The organism is Nonomuraea ceibae, assembly GCF_019396325.1.
Classification (GTDB): Bacteria; Actinomycetota; Actinomycetes; order Streptosporangiales; family Streptosporangiaceae; genus Nonomuraea; species Nonomuraea ceibae.
In genome coordinates this window covers 1-26116 of sequence record NZ_JAHKRO010000119.1, presented here as the reverse complement: position 1 = coordinate 26116, position 26116 = coordinate 1, and the positions used below count along the sequence as shown (strand labels likewise).

Below are 26116 nucleotides of genomic sequence, written 5' to 3'. Positions count from 1 at the left end.
GGGGTGTGGGCCGCCGCCACCGGCACCGCCCTCGCCGCCGGGCCGCTCCTCGGCGGCCTGCTCGTGGAGCTGGCCGGGTGGCGGGCGGTGTTCCTGGTGAACGCCCCGCTCGCCGCCCTCGGCCTGCTCGCCCTCCGCGGCGTCCGGTCCCCGGCGGGACGGCGGCCGGTCGCCTGGGCGGCCCAGGCGCTGGCCTGCCTGACGCTCGCCCTCCTCGCCCACGCCGCCACCACCCGCTCCGCAGCCGCCCTCGCCGCCGCCGCGGCCCTCCCGGCGGCGACCCTGCTGGTACGGCGGGGCGTCGTATCGGCGCGGGCCGGGCGGAGTCGCGTCGCGTCGGCGCGGACCGGGCGGCGGGATGCCGGGTCGGCGGCCGGTGCGGCGCCTCCGGGGCTGGTCAGGGCGGTGTGGCCGGAGCTCGTGGCCGGGGCGGCGGCGAACTTCGCGTTCGCGGGCGCCCTGTTCGTCCTCACCCTGTTCCTTCAGGACGTGCGCCACCTGACGCCGATGGCCGCCGGGCTGGCGTTCCTGCCGCTGACGCTGCCCATGACCGTCAACCCGCTGCTCACCGGCCGGATCGTCGCCCGCTACGGGGCCCGCCCGCCGATCCTGGCCGGGCTGGCGCTCCTCACGGCGGGCCTGGCGGGCCTGGCGCTGACGGACGCGCTCGTACCCTGGCTCCTGGTGACCGGCACGGGGTTGTCGCTGTGCCTGCCCGCCCTGGTCGCGGGCGTGATCGCGGGCGCCCCGCCCGGCACGGCGGGCACCGCCGGCGGCGTCCTCAACGCCGCCCGCCAGGCCGGCGCCACCCTCGGCGTCGCGGTCCTGGCCGGCCTGGCCCGCCCCCTGCTCGCCGCCGCCCTCCTGACGGCCGCCACCGCCGCCTGCTACGCCCTGGCAGGCCACGTACGAGCCCGCCGGCAGGCATGGCAGAACTGACCATCCGGTGACTGTCACTCTACGCATTCGTATAACTACGTTAAGTGACGCAACGACTACCGGGAGGCACCCATGCCCAGCATCACCCGCAAGATCGGCGTCATGTCCGCCGCCGCCGCGCTCGCCGTCCTCACCGCGGCGGCTCCGGCCACCGCGCTCCAGGCCACGCCGGCGTACTTCACGATGACCGACATCACCCGTGAACAGTTCGTCGTCCAGCTCACCGACCCCGCCGACATCCAGCACGCCCGCGACCTGCTGAGCGGCGCGACCGACGAGCGGCCGCACCTCTACGGCCGGATCGACAAGCGCACCGCCTCCTACAACCCCCGCTGGAGCTACCACTTCCGCCCCGACACCGTCGACTTCTTCGACGTGGCCATCGAGGTGTGCGACGCCAGCATCCCGTACGTTGAGAACCACCTGGACGAGGCGGGCGGCGCGTTCCTGCCCGGCCTCGTCTGGTGCCCGTGGAGCTCCCGCCTGGTGAACGAGATCTCCGCGCCGTAACGGCGGCGTCAGGGGGTTCCGCCGCGTCGACGGCGGAACCCCTTTGTGCTTATTTGCGGTGTTACGCTCAAAGAAGATCGCCTATGGGTGGAGGAGGTCATCGTATGGGTGTGCGATCGTTTCCGCTTACCCTGCGCGTCACGGTGAACGGCGCGACCCCGGACGAGATAAGGGAGGGCGCCGTGGCGCAGGCGCTCGAGTTCTTCGGGTCAGGGGCGGAACTGGACGTCATCAGCGCCGAAGCCGAGCCCGACGGAGAGCACCACAACCGCTACCGCGCCGTCGTCGTCTTCCGGAAAGTCGCCTGATCGGGGCCCGGTGAGCGAGAACGCCAGAGTCGTGTAACTCTCTGTTGTCAGATAGCTACGCTCCGCTGTTGAGTGGGGTGTCTGCCTCCGCAGGCATGCCGACACAGCAAAGGAGTCCCCCCATGACGACCCGCCTCCGCAAAGCCGCCGGGCTGCTGCTGGCCACGGCGACCGCCGCCGCCGGTCTGGCCCTGCCCGCCGCCGCGGCCCAGGCCGCCGCGCCGATTCCCTGCCCGAAGATCATCGGGGTGGTCTGCGCCCAGACCGCGGAGGGCGAGCTGAGATTCTTCACGGCGGATCAGCCCTCCATCGTCCCGCCCGTCGTCCGGGCGGTGAGCCAGGACCACGAGCCGTGGTGCTTCTACGCGGAGCCGGACTACAACGGCGAGCGCCGCGAAGTCTCCCCGTGGGAGCTCGTCGAGGACTTCGGCTTCGACGTCCACTCGGCCAGGCGCGGTCAGTGCACCTGGTCGTGAACCCAGCGACCCTGACCTGAGGCGCCATCCGGGCCCCGGGGGTGAACCCGCCGTCCGCGTGTCAGTCCCGGGCCTGGTCGCCGCCGCGCCGGCCCGCGCGCCGCGTCTTCGGCAGGGTCCAAAGGGACGGCCCCCGCAGGGGGTGCGGGGGCCGTTCTCGGGGGGTCCGGGTGTCAGGGGTTGTCGTAGCCGATCCAGGTGATGTACCAGCCGTACTGCTGGGCGGTGGCCGGCGTGATCGCGCTGCCGTCCTTCCACTGGACGTAGACGCGGAACGAGGTGGCGGTGGGGGAGTAGACGGCGCTGGGACCGACCAGGTTCCACTGGCTGCCGCCGGGGCCGGAGATGGAGGTGACGTAGTGGGGGCGGCCGGAGAAGCGGGCGGAGGTGGTGTCGACGTCGATGAAGATGCCGTTGGCGCCGTACGCTTTCCAGCCCTGGCCGGAGCTGGTCTGCCCGGCGGCGATGCGTGCAGTCGGCATGGAGGGTCCTTTCCCGATGGGGAGTGCTGTCACCAAGAGTGTTCAATTGATTACTCTGGGTGTCTATGCACAGTTCCATGCCTCATGCGCCACCTATAACCCACTCCTGAGGAGCGGCGCCTCGTGCTATGCGGGGCGCGGACACGCGAACGACCCGGCGCCGCGATGCGATGCCGGGTCGTCCTGTTGCGCGTTCTAGCAGTCGTAGTAGAGCTCGAACTCGTGCGGGTGCGGGCGCAGGCGGATCGGGTCGACCTCGTTCTCGCGCTTGTAGGCCACCCACGTCTCGATCAGGTCCGGCGTGAAGACGCCGCCTTCGAGCAGGTAGTCGTGGTCGGCCTCGAGGGCGTTGAGCACGTCGGTCAGCGAGCCGGGCACCTGGGGCACCTGGCGGGCCTCCTCCGGCGGCAGCTCGTACAGGTCCTTGTCGACCGGCTCCGGCGGCTCGATCTTGTTGCGGATGCCGTCGATGCCCGCCATCAGCATGGCGGCGAACGCGAAGTACGGGTTGCATGACGGGTCGGGCACCCGGAACTCGATGCGCTTGGCCTTCGGGTTGGAGCCGGTGATCGGGATGCGGACGCAGGCCGACCGGTTGCGCTGCGAGTAGACCAGGTTGACCGGCGCCTCGTAGCCGGGGACCAGGCGGTGGTAGGAGTTGACCGTCGGGTTGGTGAACGCCAGCAGCGACGGCGCGTGCTTGAGCAGGCCGCCGATGTAGTAGCGGGCGGTGTCGGAGAGCCCGGCGTAGCCGACCTCGTCGTAGAACAGCGGCGAGCCGTCCTTCCACAGCGACTGGTGGCAGTGCATGCCGGACCCGTTGTCGCCGAAGATCGGCTTGGGCATGAACGTGACGGTGTGGCCGTACTCCTGGGCGGTGCTCTTGATGATGTACTTGTAGAGCATCAGGTTGTCGGCGGTCCGCAGCAGCGTGCCGAACTTGAAGTCGATCTCCGCCTGGCCCGCCGTGCCGACCTCGTGGTGCTGCATCTCGACGTCGATGCCGCATTCGATGAGGTTGCGGACCATCTCCGAGCGCAGGTCGGTGAAGTGGTCCATCGGGGGCACGGGGAAGTAGCCGCCCTTGTAGCGCGGCTTGTAGCCGAGGTTGCCGCCCTCGGTGGCCTTGCCGGTGTTCCAGGCGCCTTCGATGGAGTCGATGTAGTAGTAGCCGGCGTTGGCCTTCGTCTCGAAGCGGACGTCGTCGAAGATGTAGAACTCCGCCTCCGGCCCGAAGTAGACGGTGTCGGCGATGCCGGTGCCCTTGAGGTATTCCTCCGCCTTGCGGGCGACGTTGCGCGGGTCGCGGCTGTAGGCCTCGCCGGTCAGCGGGTCGTGCACGAAGAAGTTGATGTTGAGCGTCTTGTGCTGGCGGAACGGGTCGACCACGGCGCTGGACGGGTCCGGCAGGAGCAGCATGTCGGACTCGTGGATGGCCTGGAAGCCCCGGATCGACGAGCCGTCGAACATCAGGCCGTCGGTGAACACGCTGGCGCCGAAGTTCTCGACCGGGAAGGTGAAGTGGTGCGTCGTCCCCGGCAGGTCGGTGAACCTGACATCGACGAACTGCACCCCTTCGTCCCTGATGAACTTCAGGACGTCGTCGGCGGAGTTGAACACTCTCGAACCTCCCTGGGGACGGGCTATGAGCCCGACCGTAGGACGAGGCCGTTTCCGTACGGTGTCTCGATTGTTTCGCATGTGTTACGCGGGGTCGGAGGCCCCGTTCACGGACGGCGGGACGGTGAACGCGGGGGCGCTGCCGCGCGGCGGGGGCGGGGGAGCGGAGGTGAGCAGGTCGGGCCGGAAGGCCACGACCAGGCCGGCGGCGGCGATCACCGCGAGCACGGCCGCGGCGGCCAGCCACAGGCGGCGGCCCGGGTGCGGCTCCCCGGCCGCCTTGCTCGCCGCCGCCCTCATCCGGCGCCGCTCGTCCGCGCCGATCTGCGCGACCAGCTCGTTGAAACGCGCGTCTAGGTCGTCCCCGTACGGCATGGCGTACATGATGGCCGTGAACGGCGGCGCGGTGAAGCGCGGGCAGGTCACGATCCAGGGCGCCCGCCCCGCCGGATACCTTTGAGTCATGAGCAGGAACGAGCCGCGCTGGACGCAGACCTGGCTGGGCGGCGTGCGCGCCGCCGGAGTCGACCTCGGCTACCCGGGGGAGCGGCTGGGGCTGCCGGAGGAGGGCAGCGGCGCGATCGCCGGGTGGGGCCGCAGGATCGCCGCCCTGGTGATCGATTGGATGATCTGCACCTGGGTGATCACGCAGTTGCTGCTGCGCACCGACCCGGCCCAGGCGCCGTGGCTGCCCGCCGTGGTGTTCGCCGCGCAGTATCTGGTGCTGGTGGGCGCCATGGGCCAGACGTTCGGCCACCGGCTGGCGGGCATCCGCGTGGCGGCGATGGACGGCGGCGACCCGCGCTGGGTGCCGGTGCTGGCGCGCACGGCGCTGCTCGCGCTGGCGATCCCGGCGTTGATCTTCGACCGCGACCATCGCGGCCTGCACGACCGGGCGTCCAACACGATGGTCGTCCGCATGTGACGACGAAAACTGTACCGGGTTTGAATTTGTACCCGGTACAGTTTACGCTGCCCTCGTGATGATGGCAGGGCTCAGGGAGCTCAAGAAGGAACGCACCCGGCGGCACCTCGCCGAGGTGGCGCTGCGGCTGTTCGACGAGCGCGGCTACGACGCGGTGACGGTCAACGAGATCGCCGAGGCGGCCGGCGTCGCCAAGGTGACGCTGTTCAACTACTTCCCGTCCAAGGACTGCCTGGTCCTCGACGGCGTGGCCGACGACACGGCGGCCGTCGTCGCCGGGCGGCCGGAGGGGCAGCCGCCGCTGGCCGCGCTGCGCGAGCACTACCGGCGGGCGGCGGCCGGCGCGGTGGACGAGATCGACGTCGGCCACCTGCTCACCCAGGTGCGGGTGATCGCCGCGACCCCCGCGCTCATGGCCGGCGTCTACCAGGCTCACCTGGGCCGCCGTTACGAGCTGGCCGCCGCGCTGGCCGCCGACGTGGGGGAGGCGCTCGCGCCGCTGCTGGCCGGGCAGATCACCGCCGCGCTCACCACCCTCCAGGAGTCGTTCTTCCAGCGCCTGGCCGCCGGGACGCCGCTGGAGGAAGCGCGGCGGCTGCTGGCCGCCGACGTCGAGCTCGCCTTCGACCTCCTCGAGAACGGGATCAAGCAGTGAAGAAGGGCATCAACTACGACACCGGCTTCCTGCCCGAGCCCGGCCGCAGCCGCGTCCGCTTCGACCGCGACACCGCCCGCCGGGAGATGCGCGTGATCGCCGAGGAGCTGCACTGCACAGTGGTCCGCGTCTCCGGCGCCGACCCCGCCCGGCTCACCGTCGCCGCCGAGGAGGCCGCCGCGGCCGGGCTGGCGGTCTACTACGCGCCCTTCCCCGTCGACCTGCACCCGGGCGAGACGCTGGAGCTGTACGCCGAGTCGGCCCGCCGGGCCGAGGCGCTGCGCCGCACCGGCGCCGAGGTGGTCCTGGTGACCGGCTGCGAGACCAGCGCCTTCGGCCACGGCTACCTGCCCGGCGCCACCTACGGCGCCCGCATGGCCGCCATGGGCGAGGCCGACGCCGCATGGTGGGCGACCACGGTCCCGCCCATCGTCGCGCGGCTCGACGCGTTCCTCGCCGAGGCCGCCGAGACGGTCAGGCCGCTGTTCGGCGGGCGGCTCACCTACGCCGCCGGGCCGTGGGAGTTCGTCGACTGGACGCCGTTCGACCTGGTCGGCGTCGACGCCTACCGTGCCGCCTACAACGCGGACGCCTTCCGCGACGAGATACGCGCCCACTTCGGGCACGGCAAACCGGTCGTCGTCACCGAGTTCGGCACCTGCCCCTACCGGGGCGCCGCCGAGCGGGGCGGCTCGGCCTGGGCGGTCCCCGGCGACGCCGTGCCCGACGAGGGCGAGCAGGTCCGCTACCTGGAGGAGCTGCTCGACGTGTTCGAGCAGGAGGGCGTCGAGGCCGCGATGTGGTTCACGTTCGCCGGCTACACGCGGATCGGCGGCGCCGCCGACCTCGGCTCCTACGGCGTCGTCAGCATGCTCGACGAGACCCGCTGGCGGCCCCGCCAGGTCTTCCATGCCATGGCCGCTAGGTACGCGAGCAGCTGAAGATCGCGGTGCCCGGCAGGTGGCGGCCCCGCAGCGGGCTCCAGCCGCCCCACACCCGCTCGTGGCCCTCCGGCCACTCCGGCTCCAGCAGGCCCGTGAGGGCCAGCCCCGAGGCGACGACGAGACCCACCCAGTCGCCCAAGGTCCGGTGGTGCTCGACGTAGCTGAGCTTGCCGTTCTCGTCGTGCTCGGTGTAGGGCGAACGGTCGAAGTAGGAGCGGTCGGACGTCAGCCCGCGCGGGCCCGGATCGTCCGGGAACGCCCACCGGATCGGATGGCTGACCGAGAACACGAACCGCCCGCCCGGCACCAGCACCCGGCGCACCTCGCGCAGCACCCCCAGCGGGTCGGCGACGAACGGCAGCGCCCCGAACGCCGAGCACGCCAGCTCGAAGCTCTCCGCGGCGAACGGCAGCGCCTCGGCGTCGGCCTGCACCAGCGGCACCGCCCGGCCGCCGGGAGCGCCGTCGAGGTCGATGCGCTGGGCGTGGCGCAACTGGCGGTGCGACAGGTCGAACGCCGCCACCCGCGCCCCCTGGCCCAGCAGCCAGCGGGCGCACTGCGCCGCCCCGCAGCCGATCTCCAGCACCCGCCGCCCGCGCACGTCGCCGAGCAGCCGCGCGTCGGCCTCGTCGACGCCCTCGGGGCACCAGACGAAGCCGTCGTCGCGCAGGAAGTCGCCGTGCTCCAGCTGGTAGTCGTCGGCGTTGCCGTCCCACCAGCCCCGGTTGGCCCGCGACGAGGGTGAGATCACTAGCGCATCTTGGGGCCGCGCGGCATGCGGGCGCCCTTGGGCATCGGGCCCTTGGGCATCGGCATGTTCTTCGGCAGCGACCGCAGTCGGTCCTTGACCTCGTTGACGGCCGGCTTCTTCAGGTTGCGCGGCAGCTTCATCAGGTGGCGCTGCAGCTTGCCGAGCGGCACCTGGCCCTCGCCGTCACCGCACTGCACGTCGTAGATCTCGACGCCCAGCACCACCCGGGCGACCCGCTTCTTCTCCGCCGCCAGCATCTTGGCCACCCGGTTGCCGGGACCCTCCGACACCAGCACGACGCCCGGAAAGCCGACCACCATGTGGATCAGGTCCTGGTCACGGTTGACCGCGATGGCGGGGGTGACCTGCCAGTTGCCGCGCATGCCCTGCAGCACCGCGGCGGCCGCGCCGGTCTGGCCGTGCAGGATCGAATACTGGGCCCGCTGCGCGAGCTGCCCGAACACCACCAGGCCGACCGTGAAGGCGGCCAGGATGCCCAGGAACACGGAATACCACAGGTAGTCCGTGACCAGGCCGATCACGACGACCACAGCCAGCGTGCCCACCGCCGAGAGGAAGACGATCGGCATCCCCTTGGGATTGGCCTGCTTGATGATCTGCGCGATCATGCGGAGCTGCTTGATGCGCCCCGGCTTATCTGGGTCCTCGGACTTCGCCATGCAAGGAAGGATACAAACGAACCGGACAAGTACGGGAACCCGGCAGGGGTCACGCCGCCACGAAGAACTCCAGCAGCTCGGGCAGCAGCGCCCCGGCCGCCACGTTGTGCGTCTGGCCCTCCAGGACCCGGTGCGCCGCGCCGGGCACGCACGCGGCCACGGCACGGCCCGCCGCACCCATCCAGGAGGGGCTGAGCTCGCCGTTGAGCACGAGCGCGGGCCGGTCGAGCCCGGCGAGGCGGGCCGCAGGAAGCGCGTTGCCCGGCCCCATCACGGCCGCCTCGTAGGCCAGCGTGTGGGCCAGCGCCTCCAGCTCCGCCCAGTGCGGGCCGGCCCGCATCGCGGCGACCGTCTCCGCGGGCGTCTCGGCGGCGGCCGTCATGAACAGCTCCACCGCCTCACCCCGGCTGCCCCGCCCCACCAGATCGGCGAGCCGGGCGGCGAAGTCCGCGGGCAGCCCGGGCGCGTCCGCGCCGACGTGGTAGGGCGGCTCCCACAGGGCCAGCTTGGAGATCTGCGGCATCCGTACGGCGGCCTCCAGGGCGAGGGCGGCGCCGGAGGAGCCGCCGAACACCATGGCCCGCCCGCCGGCCGCCGCCACGACGGCGGCCAGGTCGTCGATCTCACGCTCGGCCGAGTAGGGAGGCGTGTCGCCGCTGGCCCCGCGCCCCCGGCGGTCGTAGTCGAACACCGTGAACCACGGCGCCAGCCCCGAGGCCACCGCGGCCATGAGCGGATGACCGCGGCCGGTGAACGCCCCGTGCACCAGCACGAGCGCCGGACCGGAGCCGTGCCGGTCGACGGCGATCGCGGTGCCGTCGGCCGAGGTGACGATGAAGGTCCCGGTCACGAAGGCTGGACGAGGCACAGGACCTCCCAGTGGTGGCCGTCGAGGTCGGCGAAGGCGCGCTGGTAGCGGAAGGCGTCACGCCGGGCCCCGCCCAGCGCGGTGCCGCCGGCCTCGACGGCCTTGGCGGCCAGCTCGTCCACCCGCGCCTCGTTCTCCACGCCGAGCACCAGGATCGCCTCGGTGGCCTTGGTGGCGTCGCCGACCTCGCGGTGCGCGTAGGACGCGAACGTGGGCTCGGCCAGCAGCATCACCTGCGTCTCGTCGTTGACGACGACGGAGGCCATGTCGTCGGCGGCGCCGAACAGCGTGAAGCCGAGCTCGGTGAAGAACGCCTTCGACCGGGCGAGGTCCTTGACGGGGAGGTTCACGAACAGCTGCATTTTCTTCCAGTCCTTCCGGTGAGTTCGTGCCTCAAGCATGCTCGCCGGGACCGGCCCCGGTCTTGCACGTGCGCGCCGGGGACTTGACGATCAGCGCACTACCCGCAGGCGCGCCGGTAGGCGGCCGGCGGCACCCCGTAGGCGCTGCGGAACAGGCGGCTGAAGTGCGCCGGGTCGGGCAGCCCCCAGCGCGCCGCGAGCACGCTCACCGGGGTGTCGCGCAGCGCCGGGTCGGCCAGGTCGGCGCGGCAGCGTTCGAGCCGCCGGTGCCGGATCCACGCCGCCACCGTGGTCTCCCGCGCCTCGAACAGCCGGTGCAGGTAGCGCGGCGAGATGTGGTGCGCCGCCGCCACGCCCGCCGGATCGAGCCCGGCGTCACCCAGGTGCTTCTCGATGAAGGCGTGCACCCGGGCCAGCAGCGCCTCCTGCCGTGTCTCGTGCGGCACCGCGCCCAGCTCCTCGACCCGCTCGGCCACGGCCGTGGTGACCAGGTCCATCACCACGCCGGCCAGCCGGGCCGCGCTGGCGGGCCGGTAGGAGTCGAGGTCGAGCGCCACCCGGCGCAGCAGCGGCGCGGCCAGCGCCCCGGCGCCCTCGCCCGAGGCGATCGGCACCGCCGTGACCGACGCCGCGCCGGGCGGTAACCGCAGCAGCTCACGCGGGAAGCTGAACACCGCCAGCCGCACCGCGGAGTCGTAGACCAGCTCGTAGGGCCGGGTGAAGTCGTAGAGGGCGAACTCGCCCGGGCGCAGCCGCGCCTGCCTGCCGTCCTGGCCCAGCAGCGGGGTGCCCGACACGGGCAGCACCAGCCGGTAGAGCTCGGGGCTGTCGCGGCGGATCAGGCCGGGCGTGCGGTGCACGCTGTGCGGCGTCGAGGTCTGCACCTTGCCGACGCCCACCGGCCCGAGCTGCCCCGCCTCGATCTGCCCGCGCAGCGGCGCGTCGGCGTCGACACGCACGTCGAGCGGCCCGAGCGCGTCGCACACGACGCTCAGCCACGCCTCGCGGCGCTCGGCCGCCGGCACGTCGGCGGCGCGGATCAACACGGCCATGGGGGGAGCCTCCCTCAGGATGCTCACCCCATGGTAGCGATTCGATCAGGCCGTCTGGCGGGCCGCGATCGCCTGCTGGTAGAGCTTGCCGGCGCGGTAGGAGGAGCGGACCAGCGGCCCGGACAGCACGCCCGCGAAGCCGATCGCCTCGGCCTCGGCCTGCAGCTCGACGAACTCCTCCGGCTTGACCCAGCGGTCCACCGGGTGGTGGCGCGGGGTCGGGCGCAGGTACTGGGTGATCGTGATCAGGTCGGTGCCGGCCTCGTGCAGGCCGCGCATCGCCTCGACGATCTCCTCACGGGTCTCGCCCATGCCGAGGATCAGGTTGGACTTGGTGACCAGCCCGGCCTCGCGGGCCATCGTGAGCACCTCCAGCGAACGCTCGTAACGGAACCCGGGACGGATCCGCTTGAAGATGCGCGGCACGGTCTCGACGTTGTGCGCGAACACCTCGGGCTTGCTGGAGAAGACCTCCTCCAGCTGCTCGCGGTTGCCGTTGAAGTCGGGCACCAGCAGCTCGACGCCGCAGCCCGGCAGCAGCGCGTGGATCTGGCGGGCCGTCTCGGCGTAGAGCCAGGCGCCGCCGTCGGGCAGGTCGTCGCGGGCCACGCCCGTCACGGTCGCGTAGCGCAGGCCCATCTGCTGGACCGACTCGGCCACCCGGCGCGGCTCGTCACGGTCGTACTCCGTGGGCTTGCCGGTGTCGATGAGGCAGAAGTCGCAGCGGCGCGTGCACTGGTCGCCGCCGATGAGGAAGGTCGCCTCGCGGTCCTCCCAGCACTCGTAGATGTTGGGACAGCCCGCCTCTTCACAGACCGTGTGCAGGCCCTCCCGGCGCACGAGCGATTTGAGCTCGGTGTATTCGGGGCCCGTCTTCAGCTTGGTCTTGATCCACGGGGGCTTGCGCTCGATAGGGGTTTCGGCGTTGCGCACCTCCAGGCGGAGGAGCTTTCGGCCTTCAGGAGCAACGGTCACCCTCACAGCTTACGTCTCCGGCCGCCCGAGCCGGATCGAGGGTCGCTCTCAGGTGATGAGGCCGAAGCTGCGGATCGCCCGCGTGTAGTGGCGCAGCAGCTCGGCGTCGATCCGGTCGGACTCGGCCTCGCCCAGCAGGACGGCGTTGGACGAGCCGGGCACCTCGCTCGCCCGCGCGCCGAAGCGGGCCAGCGCGCCCTGCCGGATCGCCGTCACGTTCTCGCCGCGCAGCACCGCGGCCTGCATCGGCGCCAGGTAGCGGTGCCCGGCGACCAGGTCCTCCAGCTCGGCCAGCTCCTCGGCCGTCGCCACCCGCAGCGCCAGCGCCCGCCTGCGCTCGGCCGCCTGCCCGTCGCCCGACCGCGCCAGCCGCGTCAGGCCGTACTCCAGCAGCAGCACCGGCGCGCCGAACACCCGGCCGATCAACCGGCCCAGCAGCCCCGCCGCCTGGTAGCCGGTGGTGGGCGCGTCGAGCGCGCCCAGCGTGACGGTGATCTTGACCTCGGCGTCCTCGCGCGCCTGCAGCGGCGCGGCGCCCAGCAGCGCCCCGCGCCACTCGGCCAGCGTCGACAGCGCGCCGCCGATCACCACGCCGTCGCCGTCCGCCGACCCGGCGTACGCCGTCGCCAGCAGCGTCACCCGCTGCCTGGCCGGCAGCGCCATCCACAACGGCAGCCCGACGACCAGCACGGGCGTCCGGAAAAGCCCCAGCTTCTCGTACGAGGCGGCCGGGGCGATGTCCCTGACCGCGATCCTCGCCGGGCGCCTGACGCCCATCCGGTCCGCCACGCGCTCGGCCGTGCCGTACAGCTCACCGGCCGACTCGCGGTCGAGCACTTCGGCGTCGTCGGGCAGCCGACCCAGGCGCGGGCGCAGCATCCAGCCGATGCCGATCAGCAGGCCGCCCAGCACCCAGGCGACGGCGAACTCCGCGTTGACCGCGATCGTCCAGCCGCCGAGCACCACGAAGGCGACGGTGAGCGCGTGCACGAGCAGGGCGAGGAGGAACGCTGTGACCCGTTTCACATCGCGATAGTAGAGCGGCATGTCGCCCATCGGCCACTATCTGCGGAGAAGATCCTCTTCGTGCAGGTCGAACGGCTCCCGCCCGAGCGCCTCGGCCAGGCGCTTCTCGGCGATCGGCATGACCTCCTCGACCACGATCCGCCGTCCCGTCTCCGCGGAGAGCGTGGAGACGCCCACGTCGGGCAGCCCGCACGGGACGATCCGGTTGAACCACCGCGGATCATTGGCGCAGTTGAGCGCGAAACCATGCATCGCGACACCGCGCGACACCCGGATGCCCACCGCGCCGAGCTGCCGGTCGGGCAGCCCCAGACCGGCGTCGCCCACCGCCCACACCCCGGCCCGCCCGCGCACCCGCCGGGCGGTCACCCCGAAGTCGGCGCAGATCTGGATCATCGTCTCCTCGAGCCGGCAGACGTAGTCGGTCACGTCGGAGACGGCCACGATCGGATAGCCGACCAGCTGCCCCGGCCCGTGCCAGGTGACCCGCCCGCCGCGGTCGACGTCGACCACCGGAGTGCCGTCGGACGGCCGCTCGTCCGGCCTGGCCCGCTTGCCCGCCGTGTAGACGGGCGCGTGCTCCAGCATCAGCAGCGTGTCGGTGAGCTCACCGGCGGCCCGCTTGCCGTGCACCCAGCGCTGGAGCGACCAGGCCTGCTCGTACGGGACGTCGACGCCCAGGCGGACGACGGCGAGTGCGTGGGGATCGACCCCATGGGTGGGGCGCATGTGTCCATTGTGCCGTTCCCTCACCCTTGTAGGGTAATTCAGGAAGTCAGCAGGCGGGGTTCGATCCTGAACTCCTTCACGCCGCCCGCGCCGTCATGCTCCAGCTTGTACGCATAGCCGTCAGGATCGGTCGTCACCGCCTGGATGAACTCGGTGCCGACGTAGTGCAGCGCCACGCCCTCGTCGGCCGCGTAGCCGCCCGGCAGCTCGCCCGAGGCCACCGACTGCTGCAGCAGCGGGCGGCGCTGCGGCTCGGCGTTGTAGTGCACGCCGCACGAGTAGGGCAGGAAGCCCAGGCCGTCGGCCCACACCCGCAGCTCGGGGCCGAAGGAGTCGGTGTTGCCGCCCACGTGCCAGCACAGGGCGCCCGCGCTCTGCCCCGACAGCACCACCCCGGCCCGCCACGCCTCCTCGAACGCCTCGTCCAGGCCGTGCAGCCGCCACAACGCCATCAGATTGGCCACGCTGCCGCCGCTGACGTAGATCATGTCCTGTTCCAGCATCCACGCCCGCGGATCGGCCACGTTGGGCATCGGGAACACCGTCAGATGGCTCAGCTCGACGTCCCAGCCCGCGAACGCGCCGTACATCTTCAGCACCCAATCGGCGCTGTCACCCACCGCGGTCGCGAGCAGGCCCAGCTTGGGCCGGTCCTGCCCGGTCAGATCGAGCCCGTAGCGCAGCAGCGGGCTCGCCTCCAGGAAGCCGTGGCGCTCGGTGGCGCGGAACGATCCGCCGCCGATGGCGAGAATGTGGGACTGCCCTGACCTGGTCATGTCGGAATCTCCCCGATGCGTAGGACGAACAGCACACTAGAGTACGGCGCGCAGCGCATCGCCGAGGCGCGTATGCGCGAAGCCATAACCGCTGTTCACCAGCTTGTCAGGGACGATCCGGTGCCCCGGGAGCAGCCCTTCCTGCGCGAACTCGCCCAGCCCGAGCCGCAGCGCGAACCCCGGCACCGGGATCGGCATCGTGGCGCGTCGCACCGCCCGGCCGAGCGTGCGGGTGAACTCGGCGTTCGTGACCGGCGTCGGTGAGGTGAGGTTCACCGGCCCCACCAGATCCCGATTTTTCACCACATGGATGGTCGCCTGGACCCAGTCGTCCTCCGAGATCCACGACCAGTACTGCTTCCCCGACCCCAGCGGCGCCCCCAGCCCCGCCCGGAAGATCGGCAGCATCCGGCCCAGCGCCCCGCCGCGACGGCTCAGCACCAGCCCCGTCCGCAACTGCGCCGCCCGCACCCCGAACTCCCCGGCGGCCCGGCCCTCACGCTCCCACCGCTCGCACAGCTCCGCCAGGAACCCCTCGCCCTTGCCCCGGCTCTCGTCGACCACCTCGTCGCCGGTGTCGCCGTAGAAGTCCACGCCCGACGCCGTCACCAGCGTCGCCGGCGGACGCTCCAGCCCCCGCATCGCCTCCACCAGCAGCCGCGTGCTGTCCACCCGGCTGCGCACCAGCTCCCGCTTGTAGTCGGCGCTCCACCGCCGGTCCGCGATGGGCGCCCCGGCCAGATGCACCACCGCCCGCGCCCCGTCGAGCACCGCCGGATCCAGCACCCCCGCACGCGGCTCCCACCGCGCCTCGTCGGGCCCGCGCGGCTCCCGCCGCACCAGCGTCACGACCCGCTCCCCGCCTGCCCGCAACGCCTCGACCAGCGGCCCGCCGAGCAACCCCGACGCCCCGGTCACAACGATCGCCATCCCCCAACCCTACGCCGCCCCACCCCACCTTCCGGGGACGCGGCCTTCCGGGGGCCTTCCGGGGTCCCCGCCTCTGGGGTCCCCGCCTTTCGGGCTCCCCGTCCTCCGAGGGCCGCGCCCTCCCGAGGACCTCCCCCAAGACCCCCGCCCCTCGGGGACTTCGGGAGGCGGTCCCCTCCCACCCGTCCCGCCCCACGGGGCCCCGCCGTCCAGGGACCACCGCCCTCCGAGAACCCCGCCCTCCGGGGCTTCGGCAGGCGTCCCTTCCCGCCTGCCCCGCCCTCACGGGTGACCGCATGCGGAGGCTCGTCGCGCTGGGAGGAGGCTGCGGCCAGGCGGCCCCTCGGGGCAGTGGGGCCATCCTGGGGCTGGCCTGGGCGGCTCGCCGTTCGGTGCCCGCGGGCTCGGGTCTGGGGACCGGGGAGGCCGGGGATCGTAGGGCCGGGGGACCGCTGGGCGCTCGGGGTGGCTCCCCGCGCGGGCCCGGTCAGGTGGGGAACCTAGCGGCGGTCCGGTCAGGCGGGGAACCTAGCGGCGGTCCGGTCCTGTGGGGGAACGAGCGCCGGTCCGGTCCTGTGGGGGCCTTGGAGGCGCGTACGGGACCGCTCCGGACCGGGCGGAGGCCCCGGGAAACGCGCGGGGCCGGGCGCGCGGGTGCGCGTCCGGCCCCAGGGGCGTGCGGTGGTCAGGCGAGGCCGAGCTGGGCCTCGAAGCGCCCTTCCTCCAGGCGCCGCTTGATCGTGGTGAGGAAGCGGGCCGCGTCGGCGCCGTCGACCAGGCGGTGGTCGTACGTGAGCGCCAGGTAGACCATCGACCGGACCGCGATGACCTCGCCCTCCGGCGTGTCGACCACGACGGGACGCTTGACGACGGCGCCGGTGCCGAGCATGCCGACCTGCGGCTGGTTGAGGATCGGCGTGTCGAACAGGGCACCGCGGCTGCCGGTGTTGGTCAGCGTGAACGTGCCGCCGGTGATCTCGTCCGGGGTCACCTTGTTGGCGCGGGTGCGCTCGGCCAGGTCGGTGACCTTGCGGGCGAGCCCGGCGAGGTTGAGGTCGCCGGCGTCCTTGACCACGGCGGCGAGCAGGCCACGGTCGGTGTCGACCGCGATGCCGAGGTTCTCGACGTCGAAGTAGGTCACCTCGTTGGTCTCGTTGTTGATGGTCGCGTTGAGCTTGGGGTGCTGCTTGAGCGCCTCGACGGTGGCCATCGCGAAGAACGGGGTGAACGTCAGCTTGACGCCCTCGCGGCGGAAGAACTCGTCCTTCGCCTGCGCCCGCAGTCGCGCGATCTTGGTGACGTCGACCTCGACGACCGAGGTGAGCTGGGCGGCCGTCTGAAGCGACTCGACCATGCGCTTGGCGATCGTCTGGCGCAGGCGGGTCATCTTCTCGGTGCGGCCGCGCAGCGTGGTGTCGACCTCGACCGGCTCGGGCGCGGCGGCCGGGGCGGCGGCCTGCGCCGGAGCGGCGGCCGGAGCGGCGGGAGCAGCCGCGGCCGGGGCGGCCTGGGCGGCGGGGGCCTGCTCGCGGCGGCTCTTGGCGGCCTCGAGCACGTCCTGCTTGCGGATGCGGCCGCCGACGCCGGTGCCGGTGATGGCGTCGAGGTCCACGCCGTGCTCGTTGGCCAGCTTGCGCACCAGCGGCGTCACGTACGGGCTGTCGCCCGAGGTGGGCAGCGGCGCGGGAGCGGCGGCCTGGGCGGGCGCGGGCGCGGGAGCCGGGGCGGGGGCCGGCGCCGGAGCGGGCTCCGGCTGCGGGGCCGGGGCGGGCTGCGGGGCCGCCTGCGGGGCGGGCTGCGGGATGGAGGAGGCGGGGGCCGGAGCGGGCTCAGGCTCAGGCTCGGGCTCCGGCTCGGGCTGGGCGGCGGGGGCGGCCTCCTCGGCGGGGGCGGCCGCGCCGGCCTGGCCGCTCTCGTCGATGATGGCCAGCTCCGCGCCGACCTCGACGGTCTCGTCCTCAGCCACGACGATCTTGGTGATGACACCCGCGGAAGGCGACGGGATCTCGGTGTCGACCTTGTCGGTCGACACTTCGAGGAGCGGCTCGTCGGCCTCGACGCGCTCGCCCTCCTTCTTCAGCCAACGGGTGACGGTGCCCTCGGTGACGCTCTCGCCGAGCTGGGGCATCTGTACGGAGACCGGCATCGTTATTCTTCTCTCGCGTTCTGATCTCGAGGGCGGATTAGTTGTGTACGTGCAGCGGCTTGCCGGCCAGGGCCAGCATCGCCTCACCGACCGCCTCGGACTGGGTCGGGTGTGCGTGGATGAGCTGGGCGACCTCTGCGGGCAGCGCCTCCCAGTTGTAGATGAGCTGGCCTTCGGTGACGAGCTCGCCGATGCGGCGGCCCACCATGTGGACGCCGACGACCGGCCCGTCCTTGCGGGCGAGGACCTTGACGGCGCCGCCCGTGCCGAGGATCTGGCTCTTGGGGTTGCCCGCGAGGTCGTAGACCTGCTCGACGATCTCGATGCCGCGCTCGGCGGCCTGCGCGGACGTGATGCCCACCGAGGCGACCTCGGGGTCGGAGTAGGTGATCCGGGGCACGCCCGCGTAGTCGATGGGCGGCGGGTTGAGGCCCGCGATGTGCTCGGCCACCATGATGCCCTCGGCGAACCCGGCGTGGGCCAGCTGCAGCGTGGGGATCAGGTCGCCGACGGCGTAGACGCCGGGCGCGGTGGTGCGGCAGTGCTCGTCGACCGTGACGGCGCCGCGCTCGATCGTGACGCCGGCCTCCTCGAAGCCCATGCCGGCCGAGACGGCGCCGCGGCCGACCGCGACGAGCAGGATCTCGGCGTCGAGGGTCTTGCCGTTGGCCAGGGTGACGAGCACGCCGGTGTCGGTGGTCTTGACGCTCTCGAAGAAGACGCCGAGCTCGTACTTGATGCCGCGCCGGCGGAAGGCCCGCTCCAGCAGCTTGGAGCTGGACTCCTCCTCGGTGGGCAGCAGGTGCGGCAGCCCTTCGACGATGGTGACCTCGGCGCCGAAGGAGCGGTAGACGCTGGCCAGCTCGACGCCGATGACGCCGCCGCCGAGGACGACCACGGAGGCGGGCACCCGGTCCATCTTCAGCGTGTGCTCGCTGGTGATGATCCGCTCGCCGTCGATGTCGAGGCCGGGCAGGCTGCGGGGCGCCGAACCGGTGGCGAGCACCACGTTGCGGCCCTCGTACACCTCGTCGCCGACCTGGACGCGGCGCTCGGCGAGCAGGCGGCCCTCGCCCTCGACCACCGTCACGCCCGCGGCCTTGAGCAGGCCCTGCACGCCCTTCCAGGCGCGACTGACGATCTTGTCCTTGAAGGCGTGCACGGCGGCCACGTCGATGCCCTCGAAGTGCGCCTTGACGCCGAACGAGGCGCTCTCGCGGGTCTCGTCGGCGACCTCCGCGGAGTGCAGCAGGGCCTTGGTGGGGATGCATCCCCGGTGCAGGCAGGTGCCGCCGATCTTGTCCTTCTCGATCAGGGCGACCGTCATGCCCAGCTCGGCTGCCCGCAGCGCGCAGGCGTAACCGCCGCTGCCGCCACCTAGGACGACGATGTCGTAGGCCACAGGAAGGCTCCTTGTCGGGGTGTTCGTGATGCCGTCATCTTTTCATCTGTTCCGGGCGCTCGGGTGCCGGTCCCCTCAGATGCTCGCGTGCCGTTCGGCGAGCGCGATAAGGGTGCGGGCGAAGGCGCCGGTGCCGCCCTTGGGGGTGTAGCCGTGCGCCTCGCCCTTGTTGAAGGCCGGGCCGGCCATGTCGATGTGCGCCCAGCGGACGCCGTCGGGCACGAACTCCTTGAGGAAGATGCCCGCGGCCAGCATGCTGCCCCAGCGCTCGGGCTGCAGGTTGGCGATGTCGGCGACGGGGGAGTCGAGGCCCTTGCGCAGCTCCTCGGGCAGCGGCATGCCCCAGGCGCCCTCGCCGGCGGCGGTCGCGGCCTCGACGACGAGCTCGCGCACGGCGTCGTCGTTGGCCATGACGCCGGCGGTGCGCCAGCCGAGGGCGACGATCTGCGCGCCGGTCAGCGTGGCGACGTCGACGATCAGGTCGGGGTTGTCCTCGGCGGCGCGGGCGATGCCGTCCATGAGGACGAGGCGGCCCTCGGCGTCGGTGTCGAGCACCTCGACGGTCTTGCCGCTGTAGCTGTGGATGACGTCGGAGGGGCGCTGGGCGGTGCCGCTCGGCAGGTTCTCCGCCAGGCAGAGGTAGCCGATGGCGTTGACCGGCAGGCCCAGGCGGGCGATGCCGACGAGCGCCCCGAAAACGGCGCCCGCGCCTCCCATGTCGGACTTCATCCAGTCCATGGACGCCGACGGCTTCAGCGACAGGCCGCCGGAGTCGAACGTGATGCCCTTGCCCACGTACGCCAGCGTCTTGGTGGCCTCGGGGTGGGTGTAGGAGAGCCGGACGAGCCGCGGCGGGTTGACCGAGCCCTGGCCGACGCCGACGAGGCCGCCGTAGCCGCCGTCGCGCAGCTGCTTGTCGTCGAGCACCTCGACGCTCAGCCCGTGCTCGGCGCCGGTGCGCTCGGCGATCTCGGCGAACTTGGCCGGCCACAGGTCGGACGGCGGCGTGTTGACCAGGTCGCGCACCAGCGTGACGGCGTCGGCCAGGATCGCGGCGCGCTCGCCGGCGGCGGCGTCCTCGCCCGAGAGGACGGTCAGCTCGCTCACGGGCTCCTTCTGGCCCTCGCCGGTGCGGTAGCGCGAGAAGCCGTAGGCGCCCAGCAAGCCGCCCAGCGCGACGGCCTCGGCCTCGGCGGCGGAGCCGGCGGGGAGGGCGAGCGCGGCGCGGGCGGTGCCGGCCAGCGAGCGCACGGCGGCGCCGGCGGCGCGGCGCAGCCCTTCGGCGTCAGGGGACTCACCGAGCCCGACGGCCACCAGCACCGGAGCGGTGACGGAGCCGAACGTGGGCAGTTTGGCCAGCTCGCCCGGCTTGCCGGAGAAGCCCACGGAGGTCAGCGAGGAGGCGAGCTTGCCACCGAAGGCCGCGTCGAGGGATTCGGCGCCTGTGGCGGGGCTGGGACCGCCGGGGCCGGACAGGAACCCGACGATGAGCGCGTCGGTGTCGAACGAGACGGGATCTGCTGAGTTCAGCCGCACAGTGGTCACGTAAACCGATGCTATCCAGGGTTTCCAGGCCCCACAAACAGGGGTTCATCCCATGAATCATGACCAGCGACATGGTGCTATTGTCATTAGCACCATGTTGCTGACGCTCGACCTCAACGACGCCCGTCCCCTGCACGAGCAGGTCGCGGGCGCGATCCGCCGCGCCATCGGCGAGGGCTCCTACGCGCCGGGCGACCGGCTGCCGCCGGCCCGCGACCTCGCCGACGCGCTCGGCATCAACCCCAACACCGTGCTGCGCGCCCTGCGTGAGCTGCGGGAGGAGGGGCTGCTGGAGTTCCGGCGGGGGCGCGGCGTCAGCGTCGCGCGCCACGCCGACGGACGCGCCCTGCTCCGCGAGCGGGCGCGCGACCTGCTGGACGAGGCCAAGAGGTACGGATACCGCCGGGAGGACGTCATCACGCTGCTGGAGGAGCTCGCATGAACATCCGGATCGCCGCCCTCACGGGGGCGGCCGTCACCGCCGTCCTGATCCTGCTGCCGCTGGCGGTGCGTGACCGGCTGCCCGAGCCGCTGGCCGTGCACTGGGGACCGGGCTCGGTGCCCGACGGCTCGGCGCCGCTCGCCGTGTTCGTCACCACGCTGCTCGGCACCTGGGCGCTGATGTGGCTGTTCGCCCTGGCGGCGGTGGCCCGCGGCGCCGCCCGGCCGGGCGCGGGCCCGGGGCGGGCGGCTGCCGGGCCGGGGCGGGTGCGGGCGCTGGGGGCGTGGGCGTTGCTCGCCGGTGGCGGGCTGCTCGCGCTGGGCGTGGCCGTCTCCACGGTGCTGGCCAACCTCGACGCGGCGAGCTGGACCGACGCGCGCCTGCCCGCCTGGGCGCCCCTGGCCGTCGCCGTGGTGCCGCTCGCCGCGATGGCGGCCGCCGCCTGGCTCGGCCGGGGCGGCGCGGAGCGGGCGCCCGAGGGGGAGCCGCCGTCGCTGGAGCTGCGCCCCGGCCAGCGCGCGGTGTGGGTGAGCCGGGTGGGCAACCCGTGGCTGCTCGCCGCCACCTGCGCCGCCGCCGCGGCGCTCGCCGTGGCGGGGGTGCTGCATCTGACCGGCATCGCCTCCGGCGCACCGCTCGACGCGCTGGTGCCCGTGCTGACCGTGGTGCTGATCGCCGGCCTGTTCACCTCGTCGGCGCGCGTGCGGGTGACGGCGGACGGGGTGGCGATCGGGTTCGGCCCGCTGGGTTGGCCGGTGCGCCGCATCTCCCTCGCCAAGATCGACAGCGCCTGGCCGGAGCAGCGCTACCCGAGCCAGGTCGGCGGCTGGGGCGTGCGCGGGCTGCCCGGCGGCGCGACCATCATGCTGCGCGGCGGCGACTGCCTCGTCATCCGCTACCGGACCGGCGGCGAGCTGGCCGTCAGCGTCGTCGACGCCGGCCGCGGCGCCGCTCTGATCAACGCGCTCGTCGCCGAAAGGAGCGTCGCGTGAAGCCGCTGCCCGTCTTCCTCGCCGTCGCGTTCGTCCTGTCCTGGGTGGTCGCGCTGCCCCTGTGGCTGGCCGGCGGGCTGGCCTCGCCGCTGGCCCGGCCGCTGGCGCTGCTGATGATGTTCACGCCCGCGATCGGCGTGCTGGCGGCCTGGCTGGTCAGCCGGACGCCGCCGCGCCAGTGGGCCCGCGAGACCGGGCTCACCCTGGGCGAGCGCAAGGGACGCACGGGCCTGCTCGTGCTGGCCGCCTGGCTGGGCGTGCCGCTGCTGGTGCTCGCCGCGGTCGCGATCAGCGCCGGTCTCGGGCTGATCACGCTGGACCTCGACGAGATGAGCCTGTTCCGCGAGCAGTTGCGGGCCACCGGCGTGCCGGTCCCCGAGAACCTGGCGCCCGTCGCCGTCACCCAGGTCGTGGTCGCCGCGCTGGCCGGGCCGCTGCTCAACGTGCTGCCCTCGCTGGGCGAGGAGTGGGGATGGCGCGGCTACCTGGCGCCGCTGCTGGCGGAGCGGCGCGGCGTGCTGTCCGGGCTGGCGCTGTCGGGCGTCGTCTGGGGGCTGTGGCACGCGCCGCTGACGCTGCTCGGCTACAACTACCCGATGCTCGGCTCGTGGGCCGCCGTCTACTTCGTCGGCTTCTGCGTGCTGGCCGGGGTGCTGCTCGGGTGGCTGCGGCTGCGCTCGGGCAGCGTGTGGCCCGCCGTCGTGGCGCACGGCTCGCTCAACGCGGTCGGCCCCGCGGTCTTCCTGCTCGGCGACGTCGCGTCGCCGCCCGACCTGGTGCTCGCCGGGCCGTCCGGTCTCGTCGGCTGGGTCCTGCTCGCGGCCTGCGCGGCCGTGCTGCTGAAGAAGCTCCCGGTACGGAGCACGCCGGCGGTGTGATCAGCCGAGCGCGGCGCACACCACGAGCGTGACCGCCGTGGCCGTCTCGACCAGGGCGCCGAGCACGTCCCCGGTGACCCCGCCGAGCCGCCGCCGGGCGTGCCGCAGCAGCGCCAGCGCCGCTCCCAGCCCGGCCAGCGCCCCCGCCACGAGCGCGACCGGCCCGGGGACACCCGTCTCACCGGCCCGCCCGGTCCCGAGGGCCGCGCAGCCTGCCAGGGCGGCCCCGGTGACGAGCCAGGCGGTGCGCGCGCGTACCGTGCCCGCGACCAGGACGCCGAGGCCGTCGGGGCGGGCGGCGGGGACGCCCGCCCGGCAGGCCCAGGTGAGCGCCAGCCGGCCGGTCACGCAGGCGGTCACCAGCGCGGGGGCGCCCGCCAGGAACAGCGCCGGACCGCCGCCCGCCGTCCCGGCCCCGGCGGCGGAGAGCGCGGCCGCCTGGATCAGCAGCGTGAACACCAGCGTCACCACGCCGAACGGCCCGATGTCCGACTTTTTCATGATGTCGAGTGCCTGAGACGCCGGCCTGCCGCTGCCGAGCCCGTCGGCCAGGTCCGCCAGCCCGTCCAGGTGCAGGCCGCGCGTCAGGACCGCCAGCAGGCCGAGAGCCAGGGCCGCGCCCATCAGCGGCGGGCCCGGCAGCAGCAGCGCGAGCGACGCCACGACGCCCAGCGCCAGCCCCACCAGCGGGGCCAGCGCCATCGCCCGCCCCGCCACCTCTCGGTCGACCCGCTCCACCCGCACGGGGAACACGCTCAGCGTCCCGACGGCGAACCGCAGCCCGTCCATCAGAGCAGCCCGCGCATCAGAACAGCTCGTCCAGCAGCCGGTAGTAGCGCAGCCTGTCGTCGTCCACCTCGGCCGCCCCGTACGCGCGCAGGAACTCCCCGGCGGCGGGCCCGTCGAGCTCGCGCAGCGCGAGCGCCAGGTCCACGTGCCGGTCGGCCACCCCGAGCGCGCCCACGTCGATCAGGACCGCTTCGCCCGACGGCGAGGCCAGCACGTTGGCCGGGGTGTAGTCGCCGTGCGTGACCACCAGGTCCTCGCGCGCGGGCCGTTCGGCCACCAGCCGGTCGTAGACCTGCGCGGGGGTGAGCCCGGCGGTGTCGTCGTCGAAGTCGCCGTCGTCGACCAGCCCGTCGCGCACCCGCTCGGCCGCCCGCGCCAGCTTGACGTCGAGCCGCTCGTCGAACGGGCACTCCGCGACCGGCACGTCGTGCAGCGCGCGCAGCGCCGCGCCCATGACGGCCCCGGCGTCCGCGGACGGCCTGCGCTCCAGGCTGAGCCACCCGGCGTCGGCCAGCACGAGCGCGTCGCCCTCGAAGGCCACCACGTCCGGCACGCTCATCCACCGCTTGAGCCACAGCAGCCGCTCGTGCTCGGCCCGCGCCCCCGGGCCCTGCTTGACGTAGAAGGCGCCGGTGGGGCCGGTGACGCGCAGCGTCTCGCCGCTGAGGCCCTCGTGGTCGTCGGACCAGATCGCGTCCTCGCCGAAGAGATCGAACATCCGCCCAGGGAGCTGCATAACCGACGATCCTATGGGGCCGACTAGGGTGGCCGGATGCACGTGCTTGAACTCGAAGGCGTAGGCGTCCGGGTCGTCGGCAAGACGTTGCTGGACGGGATCGACTGGCAGGTGGCCTACGGCGACCACTGGGTGATCCTGGGTCCCAACGGCGCCGGGAAGACGACGCTGCTCTCGCTGGCCGCGGCCGTGCGGCATCCGACGACGGGCGCGGTGAACGTCCTGGGCCACCGGCTCGGCCGCGTCGACCTGCGGGAGCTGCGCCGCCACATCGGCCTGGTCGCGGCCAGCCAGCGGCTGATCGACGAGGACCTGATGGAGGAGGAGGGGGCGACCGCCCACACCGTGGTACTCACCGGCCACACCGGCACGAGCGCCCCGATCTGGGACAAGTACGGCGACGCGGAGCGGGAGCGGGCGCTGCGCCTGCTGGCCGACCTCGGCTGCAAGGACCTGGCCGAGCGGCCCTTCCGGGTGTGCTCCCAGGGCGAGCGGGCCCGGGTCAGGGTGGCCAGGGCGCTCATGGGGGACCCGGCGGTGCTGCTGCTGGACGAGCCGTTCGCCGGTCTCGACCTGCCCGCCCGCGAGGACCTGATCAGCGCCGTGGAGAACCTGGCCGGGACCCGGCCGGTGCTCACCACCGTCACCGTGACCCACCACCTGGAGGAGGTCCCGGCGACGACCACGCACGCGCTGCTCATGCGCGACGCCCGCGTGCTGGCTGCCGGGCCGGTCGACGACGTCCTCACCCCGGCCAACCTGTCCGACTGCTTCGGCCTGCCGCTGCACGTCGACCGCCTCGACGGCCGCTGGTACGCCCGTTCGGTCCGGCCCTGAGGCTCACAGCGGCAGCGGGCGCCCCGCCACGACCAGGGCGACGTCCTCCGACTCGGCGGCCAGGCGCTCGTTCAGCCGGCCCAGCGCGTCCCTGAAGGCGCGCACGCCGGCCGTCGCGGGCACCACGCCCATGCCGGTCTCGTCCGACACGGCCACGACCCGGCGCGGCGCGTGCCGCCAGGCGCGCACCAGCTCGTCGCAGCGCCGCTCCACCGGCGCGCGGTCGCCCTCCCAGGCCGCGTGCTCGTCGAACACCGCCGCCAGCCAGGTGCCGAGCCCGTCGATCAGCAGCGGCCCCGTGGCGGCCTCGATCGCGCCCGTCAGGTCCGTCGTCTCGGCCGTCGCCCAGTGCGCGGGCCTGCGCACCCGGTGGGCGCGCACCCGCGCCGCCCACTCGCCGTCGCCCTCCCCGCCGGGCCCGGTGGCGACATAGGTCACGTACGGCTCGGCGGCCAGGCGCAGCTCGGCCTCGGCCGACTTGCCCGAACGCGACCCGCCCAGCAGCAGCGTCCGCCGGGGCGCGGGGGCGGGCGGCGACGGCGGCACGCGCGTGTCCAGGACGGCGCCGTCGGGCACCGCGCGGGCGCCCCACAGGCGCAGCCGCCTGGCCAGCTCGTCCTCGGACCGGACGCGGTGGTCCAGGCCGACGGCGACGACGTGGGTGCCCTCGTCCACCAGCCCGGCCCGGCGCATCTCCCCCAGCCGCTCAGGGCGCTCCAGGAGGTCGATCAGCACCGCGTCGTAGCGTCCGGGGCCGTCGGCGGGCGGCGGCGCCCCCGCGGGCGCGTACAGGAGGGCTGAGCCGTCCGGAGCGGTGAGCCCGAGGCCGCCCGCGTGCGCGCGGTAGCCGGGCGGCGCGTCCGTCCACGGGTACGCCGCCCTCCCGTCGACCACGAGCCCGAACGGCGCCCGGCCCGACGGGCGGGTCAGGCACGACGCGCAGGGGCAGCCCGGTTCGGGCCAGCCCGCGTCGCCGGCGGTCCCGGTGAGAAGCAGCTCCACCGGGCCGAGCGTACAAACCCCCGTGAGCCGGCCGTCACACGCCCCGCACGAGTGGCGCCGGTGGGACGGGGGAGGACAGGAGGACGGCCGTGCCGGGCGCGGCGGCGAGCCGGAGTAGGGTTCCAGTGCCGTCGAGAGGCTGCGCCGGCGAACCCGCGGAAAAAGGAGCGTATGGCATGACATGGCGGTGGCGTTATGAGAACGCGCAGGGCGGTGAGGTGACGGATCGCCCTTTGCCGCGAGAGGTTTTCCCGAGCCAGGCCGACGCGGAGTCCTGGCTCGGGGAGAACTGGCGTGAACTCCTCGAATCCGGCGTCGAGCAGGTAGCCCTGCTCGACG

Annotated in this window: 30 protein-coding genes; 11 read left to right on the top strand and 19 right to left on the bottom strand. The window is 73.4% G+C overall.

Annotated features, from left to right (window positions below):
• The 4 genes from KME80_RS41560 to KME80_RS41545 all read left to right on the top strand — a co-directional run.
• Positions 1 to 939: MFS transporter (locus tag KME80_RS41560; RefSeq protein ID WP_219516492.1), on the top strand; the 939-nt coding region annotated here is incomplete at its 5' end.
• A 72-nt stretch (positions 940 to 1011) separates the two neighbouring features.
• Positions 1012 to 1449 carry a BP74-related protein gene (locus tag KME80_RS41555; RefSeq protein WP_219516479.1) on the top strand — a complete coding sequence of 146 codons (438 nt, stop codon included), beginning with the start codon at positions 1012 to 1014 and terminating at the stop codon, positions 1447 to 1449.
• Between the two features lie 104 nt (positions 1450 to 1553).
• Positions 1554 to 1757: a hypothetical protein gene (locus tag KME80_RS41550; protein ID WP_219516477.1), complete on the top strand. Its 204-nt coding sequence runs from the start codon at positions 1554 to 1556 to the stop codon at positions 1755 to 1757.
• 122 nt (positions 1758 to 1879) lie between these two features.
• The gene (locus KME80_RS41545) at positions 1880 to 2233 is read left to right on the top strand and encodes a hypothetical protein (protein WP_219516475.1); all 354 of its coding nucleotides are present in this window, start codon (positions 1880 to 1882) and stop codon (positions 2231 to 2233) included.
• Between the two features lie 173 nt (positions 2234 to 2406).
• Here KME80_RS41545 and KME80_RS41540 read toward each other — a convergent pair whose 3' ends face one another.
• The 3 genes from KME80_RS41540 to KME80_RS41530 form a co-directional block, all read right to left on the bottom strand.
• Positions 2407 to 2715 (bottom strand): hypothetical protein, encoded by a 309-nt coding sequence (locus tag KME80_RS41540; RefSeq protein WP_219516473.1) that lies wholly within the window; start codon positions 2713 to 2715, stop codon positions 2407 to 2409.
• A gap of 195 nt (positions 2716 to 2910) precedes the next feature.
• Entirely contained in the window at positions 2911 to 4335 is a 1425-nt protein-coding gene (gene glnA, locus KME80_RS41535; protein ID WP_219516471.1) for a type I glutamate--ammonia ligase, read from the bottom strand.
• Between the two features lie 84 nt (positions 4336 to 4419).
• Positions 4420 to 4800, bottom strand: a complete 381-nt coding sequence (locus KME80_RS41530; protein WP_219516462.1) for a hypothetical protein — start codon at positions 4798 to 4800, stop codon at positions 4420 to 4422.
• Here KME80_RS41530 and KME80_RS41525 point away from each other — a divergent pair.
• The 3 genes from KME80_RS41525 to KME80_RS41515 are packed head-to-tail and all read left to right on the top strand — an operon-like array spanning position 4799 to position 6856.
• Complete coding sequence (locus KME80_RS41525) at positions 4799 to 5260, top strand: RDD family protein (protein WP_219516452.1); 462 nt, start codon at positions 4799 to 4801, stop codon at positions 5258 to 5260. The two genes, KME80_RS41530 and KME80_RS41525, sit on opposite strands and share 2 nt — an antisense overlap.
• Positions 5261 to 5318: 58 nt before the next feature.
• Complete coding sequence (locus tag KME80_RS41520) at positions 5319 to 5915, top strand: TetR/AcrR family transcriptional regulator (RefSeq protein WP_246646616.1); 597 nt, start codon at positions 5319 to 5321, stop codon at positions 5913 to 5915.
• Entirely contained in the window at positions 5912 to 6856 is a 945-nt protein-coding gene (locus KME80_RS41515) for a glycoside hydrolase family 113 protein (protein ID WP_219516450.1), read from the top strand. Before KME80_RS41520 ends, KME80_RS41515 begins: the two co-directional genes overlap by 4 nt.
• Here KME80_RS41515 and KME80_RS41510 read toward each other — a convergent pair.
• The 13 genes from KME80_RS41510 to KME80_RS41450 all read right to left on the bottom strand — a co-directional run bounded on the left by KME80_RS41510 (position 6837) and on the right by KME80_RS41450 (position 20101).
• On the bottom strand, positions 6837 to 7610 hold the full coding sequence (locus KME80_RS41510) for a class I SAM-dependent methyltransferase (RefSeq protein ID WP_219516448.1): 774 nt from the start codon (positions 7608 to 7610) through the stop codon (positions 6837 to 6839). The genes KME80_RS41515 and KME80_RS41510 overlap by 20 nt on opposite strands.
• Positions 7610 to 8290 carry a DUF4191 domain-containing protein gene (locus KME80_RS41505; RefSeq protein WP_219516439.1) on the bottom strand — a complete coding sequence of 227 codons (681 nt, stop codon included), beginning with the start codon at positions 8288 to 8290 and terminating at the stop codon, positions 7610 to 7612. Before KME80_RS41505 ends, KME80_RS41510 begins: the two co-directional genes overlap by 1 nt.
• A 49-nt stretch (positions 8291 to 8339) precedes the next feature.
• A complete protein-coding gene (locus KME80_RS41500; RefSeq protein WP_308126142.1) occupies positions 8340 to 9140 on the bottom strand; it encodes an alpha/beta fold hydrolase in 801 nt (266 codons plus the stop codon).
• Complete coding sequence (locus KME80_RS41495) at positions 9137 to 9520, bottom strand: VOC family protein (protein WP_219516435.1); 384 nt, start codon at positions 9518 to 9520, stop codon at positions 9137 to 9139. The genes KME80_RS41500 and KME80_RS41495 overlap by 4 nt, the downstream gene beginning before the upstream one ends.
• A gap of 98 nt (positions 9521 to 9618) precedes the next feature.
• Positions 9619 to 10572 carry an AraC-like ligand-binding domain-containing protein gene (locus KME80_RS41490; protein ID WP_219516427.1) on the bottom strand — a complete coding sequence of 318 codons (954 nt, stop codon included), beginning with the start codon at positions 10570 to 10572 and terminating at the stop codon, positions 9619 to 9621.
• 45 nt (positions 10573 to 10617) lie between these two features.
• A complete protein-coding gene (gene lipA / locus KME80_RS41485) occupies positions 10618 to 11547 on the bottom strand; it encodes a lipoyl synthase (RefSeq protein ID WP_219516418.1) in 930 nt (309 codons plus the stop codon).
• Positions 11548 to 11595: 48 nt separating this feature from the next.
• A complete protein-coding gene (locus tag KME80_RS41480) occupies positions 11596 to 12573 on the bottom strand; it encodes a M48 family metalloprotease (RefSeq protein ID WP_219516413.1) in 978 nt (325 codons plus the stop codon).
• Between the two features lie 36 nt (positions 12574 to 12609).
• Positions 12610 to 13302 carry a lipoyl(octanoyl) transferase LipB gene (gene lipB / locus KME80_RS41475; RefSeq protein ID WP_219516404.1) on the bottom strand — a complete coding sequence of 231 codons (693 nt, stop codon included), beginning with the start codon at positions 13300 to 13302 and terminating at the stop codon, positions 12610 to 12612.
• A 38-nt stretch (positions 13303 to 13340) separates the two neighbouring features.
• Entirely contained in the window at positions 13341 to 14078 is a 738-nt protein-coding gene (locus KME80_RS41470) for a Type 1 glutamine amidotransferase-like domain-containing protein (RefSeq protein WP_219516385.1), read from the bottom strand.
• A 36-nt stretch (positions 14079 to 14114) separates the two neighbouring features.
• Entirely contained in the window at positions 14115 to 15008 is an 894-nt protein-coding gene (locus KME80_RS41465) for a TIGR01777 family oxidoreductase (protein WP_219516370.1), read from the bottom strand.
• Positions 15009 to 15693: 685 nt separating this feature from the next.
• Positions 15694 to 17154: a 2-oxoglutarate dehydrogenase, E2 component, dihydrolipoamide succinyltransferase gene (gene sucB / locus KME80_RS41460; protein ID WP_219516360.1), complete on the bottom strand. Its 1461-nt coding sequence runs from the start codon at positions 17152 to 17154 to the stop codon at positions 15694 to 15696.
• Between the two features lie 37 nt (positions 17155 to 17191).
• Complete coding sequence (lpdA, locus tag KME80_RS41455; protein ID WP_219516350.1) at positions 17192 to 18556, bottom strand: dihydrolipoyl dehydrogenase; 1365 nt, start codon at positions 18554 to 18556, stop codon at positions 17192 to 17194.
• Positions 18557 to 18631: 75 nt separating this feature from the next.
• A complete protein-coding gene (locus KME80_RS41450; RefSeq protein ID WP_219516342.1) occupies positions 18632 to 20101 on the bottom strand; it encodes a leucyl aminopeptidase in 1470 nt (489 codons plus the stop codon).
• 94 nt (positions 20102 to 20195) lie between these two features.
• Between KME80_RS41450 and KME80_RS41445 the strand changes: the two genes are divergently transcribed.
• The 3 genes from KME80_RS41445 to KME80_RS41435 are packed head-to-tail and all read left to right on the top strand — an operon-like array spanning position 20196 to position 22413.
• The gene (locus KME80_RS41445; protein WP_219516333.1) at positions 20196 to 20543 is read left to right on the top strand and encodes a GntR family transcriptional regulator; all 348 of its coding nucleotides are present in this window, start codon (positions 20196 to 20198) and stop codon (positions 20541 to 20543) included.
• Entirely contained in the window at positions 20540 to 21535 is a 996-nt protein-coding gene (locus KME80_RS41440) for an SdpI family protein (RefSeq protein WP_219516327.1), read from the top strand. The genes KME80_RS41445 and KME80_RS41440 overlap by 4 nt, the downstream gene beginning before the upstream one ends.
• Positions 21532 to 22413, top strand: coding sequence for a CPBP family intramembrane glutamic endopeptidase (locus KME80_RS41435; RefSeq protein WP_219516325.1), 882 nt, complete (start codon positions 21532 to 21534; stop codon positions 22411 to 22413). Before KME80_RS41440 ends, KME80_RS41435 begins: the two co-directional genes overlap by 4 nt.
• Here the strand turns inward: KME80_RS41435 and KME80_RS41430 are convergent, their stop codons facing one another.
• Both KME80_RS41430 and KME80_RS41425 read right to left on the bottom strand, forming a co-directional pair.
• Positions 22414 to 23202, bottom strand: a complete 789-nt coding sequence (locus tag KME80_RS41430; RefSeq protein WP_219516323.1) for an adenosylcobinamide-GDP ribazoletransferase — start codon at positions 23200 to 23202, stop codon at positions 22414 to 22416.
• Between the two features lie 16 nt (positions 23203 to 23218).
• On the bottom strand, positions 23219 to 23920 hold the full coding sequence (locus KME80_RS41425; RefSeq protein ID WP_219516321.1) for an aminoglycoside 3'-phosphotransferase: 702 nt from the start codon (positions 23918 to 23920) through the stop codon (positions 23219 to 23221).
• A 54-nt stretch (positions 23921 to 23974) separates the two neighbouring features.
• On the opposite strand from KME80_RS41425, the gene KME80_RS41420 reads away from it, so the two are divergent.
• The gene (locus KME80_RS41420; protein WP_219516319.1) at positions 23975 to 24775 is read left to right on the top strand and encodes an ABC transporter ATP-binding protein; all 801 of its coding nucleotides are present in this window, start codon (positions 23975 to 23977) and stop codon (positions 24773 to 24775) included.
• A gap of 3 nt (positions 24776 to 24778) precedes the next feature.
• On the opposite strand, the gene KME80_RS41415 is transcribed toward KME80_RS41420, so the two are convergent.
• Positions 24779 to 25777 (bottom strand): bifunctional adenosylcobinamide kinase/adenosylcobinamide-phosphate guanylyltransferase, encoded by a 999-nt coding sequence (locus KME80_RS41415; protein WP_308126141.1) that lies wholly within the window; start codon positions 25775 to 25777, stop codon positions 24779 to 24781.
• Between the last annotated feature and the right edge of the window lie 339 nt (positions 25778 to 26116).

Coding starts and splice junctions, on each gene's coding strand:
- KME80_RS41520 (WP_246646616.1), top strand. CDS start 5,319: ATGATGGCAGGGCTCAGGGAGCTCAAGAAGGAACGCACCCGGCGGCAC.
- KME80_RS41465 (WP_219516370.1), bottom strand. CDS start 15,008: ATGGCGATCGTTGTGACCGGGGCGTCGGGGTTGCTCGGCGGGCCGCTG.
- KME80_RS41430 (WP_219516323.1), bottom strand. CDS start 23,202: ATGGACGGGCTGCGGTTCGCCGTCGGGACGCTGAGCGTGTTCCCCGTG.
- KME80_RS41445 (WP_219516333.1), top strand. CDS start 20,196: ATGTTGCTGACGCTCGACCTCAACGACGCCCGTCCCCTGCACGAGCAG.
- KME80_RS41470 (WP_219516385.1), bottom strand. CDS start 14,078: ATGACCAGGTCAGGGCAGTCCCACATTCTCGCCATCGGCGGCGGATCG.
- KME80_RS41505 (WP_219516439.1), bottom strand. CDS start 8,290: ATGGCGAAGTCCGAGGACCCAGATAAGCCGGGGCGCATCAAGCAGCTC.
- lipB (WP_219516404.1), bottom strand. CDS start 13,302: ATGCGCCCCACCCATGGGGTCGATCCCCACGCACTCGCCGTCGTCCGC.
- KME80_RS41420 (WP_219516319.1), top strand. CDS start 23,975: ATGCACGTGCTTGAACTCGAAGGCGTAGGCGTCCGGGTCGTCGGCAAG.
- sucB (WP_219516360.1), bottom strand. CDS start 17,154: ATGCCGGTCTCCGTACAGATGCCCCAGCTCGGCGAGAGCGTCACCGAG.
- KME80_RS41490 (WP_219516427.1), bottom strand. CDS start 10,572: ATGGCCGTGTTGATCCGCGCCGCCGACGTGCCGGCGGCCGAGCGCCGC.
- KME80_RS41425 (WP_219516321.1), bottom strand. CDS start 23,920: ATGTTCGATCTCTTCGGCGAGGACGCGATCTGGTCCGACGACCACGAG.
- KME80_RS41555 (WP_219516479.1), top strand. CDS start 1,012: ATGCCCAGCATCACCCGCAAGATCGGCGTCATGTCCGCCGCCGCCGCG.
- KME80_RS41525 (WP_219516452.1), top strand. CDS start 4,799: ATGAGCAGGAACGAGCCGCGCTGGACGCAGACCTGGCTGGGCGGCGTG.
- KME80_RS41540 (WP_219516473.1), bottom strand. CDS start 2,715: ATGCCGACTGCACGCATCGCCGCCGGGCAGACCAGCTCCGGCCAGGGC.
- KME80_RS41495 (WP_219516435.1), bottom strand. CDS start 9,520: ATGCAGCTGTTCGTGAACCTCCCCGTCAAGGACCTCGCCCGGTCGAAG.
- KME80_RS41440 (WP_219516327.1), top strand. CDS start 20,540: ATGAACATCCGGATCGCCGCCCTCACGGGGGCGGCCGTCACCGCCGTC.
- KME80_RS41550 (WP_219516477.1), top strand. CDS start 1,554: ATGGGTGTGCGATCGTTTCCGCTTACCCTGCGCGTCACGGTGAACGGC.
- KME80_RS41530 (WP_219516462.1), bottom strand. CDS start 4,800: ATGACTCAAAGGTATCCGGCGGGGCGGGCGCCCTGGATCGTGACCTGC.
- KME80_RS41545 (WP_219516475.1), top strand. CDS start 1,880: ATGACGACCCGCCTCCGCAAAGCCGCCGGGCTGCTGCTGGCCACGGCG.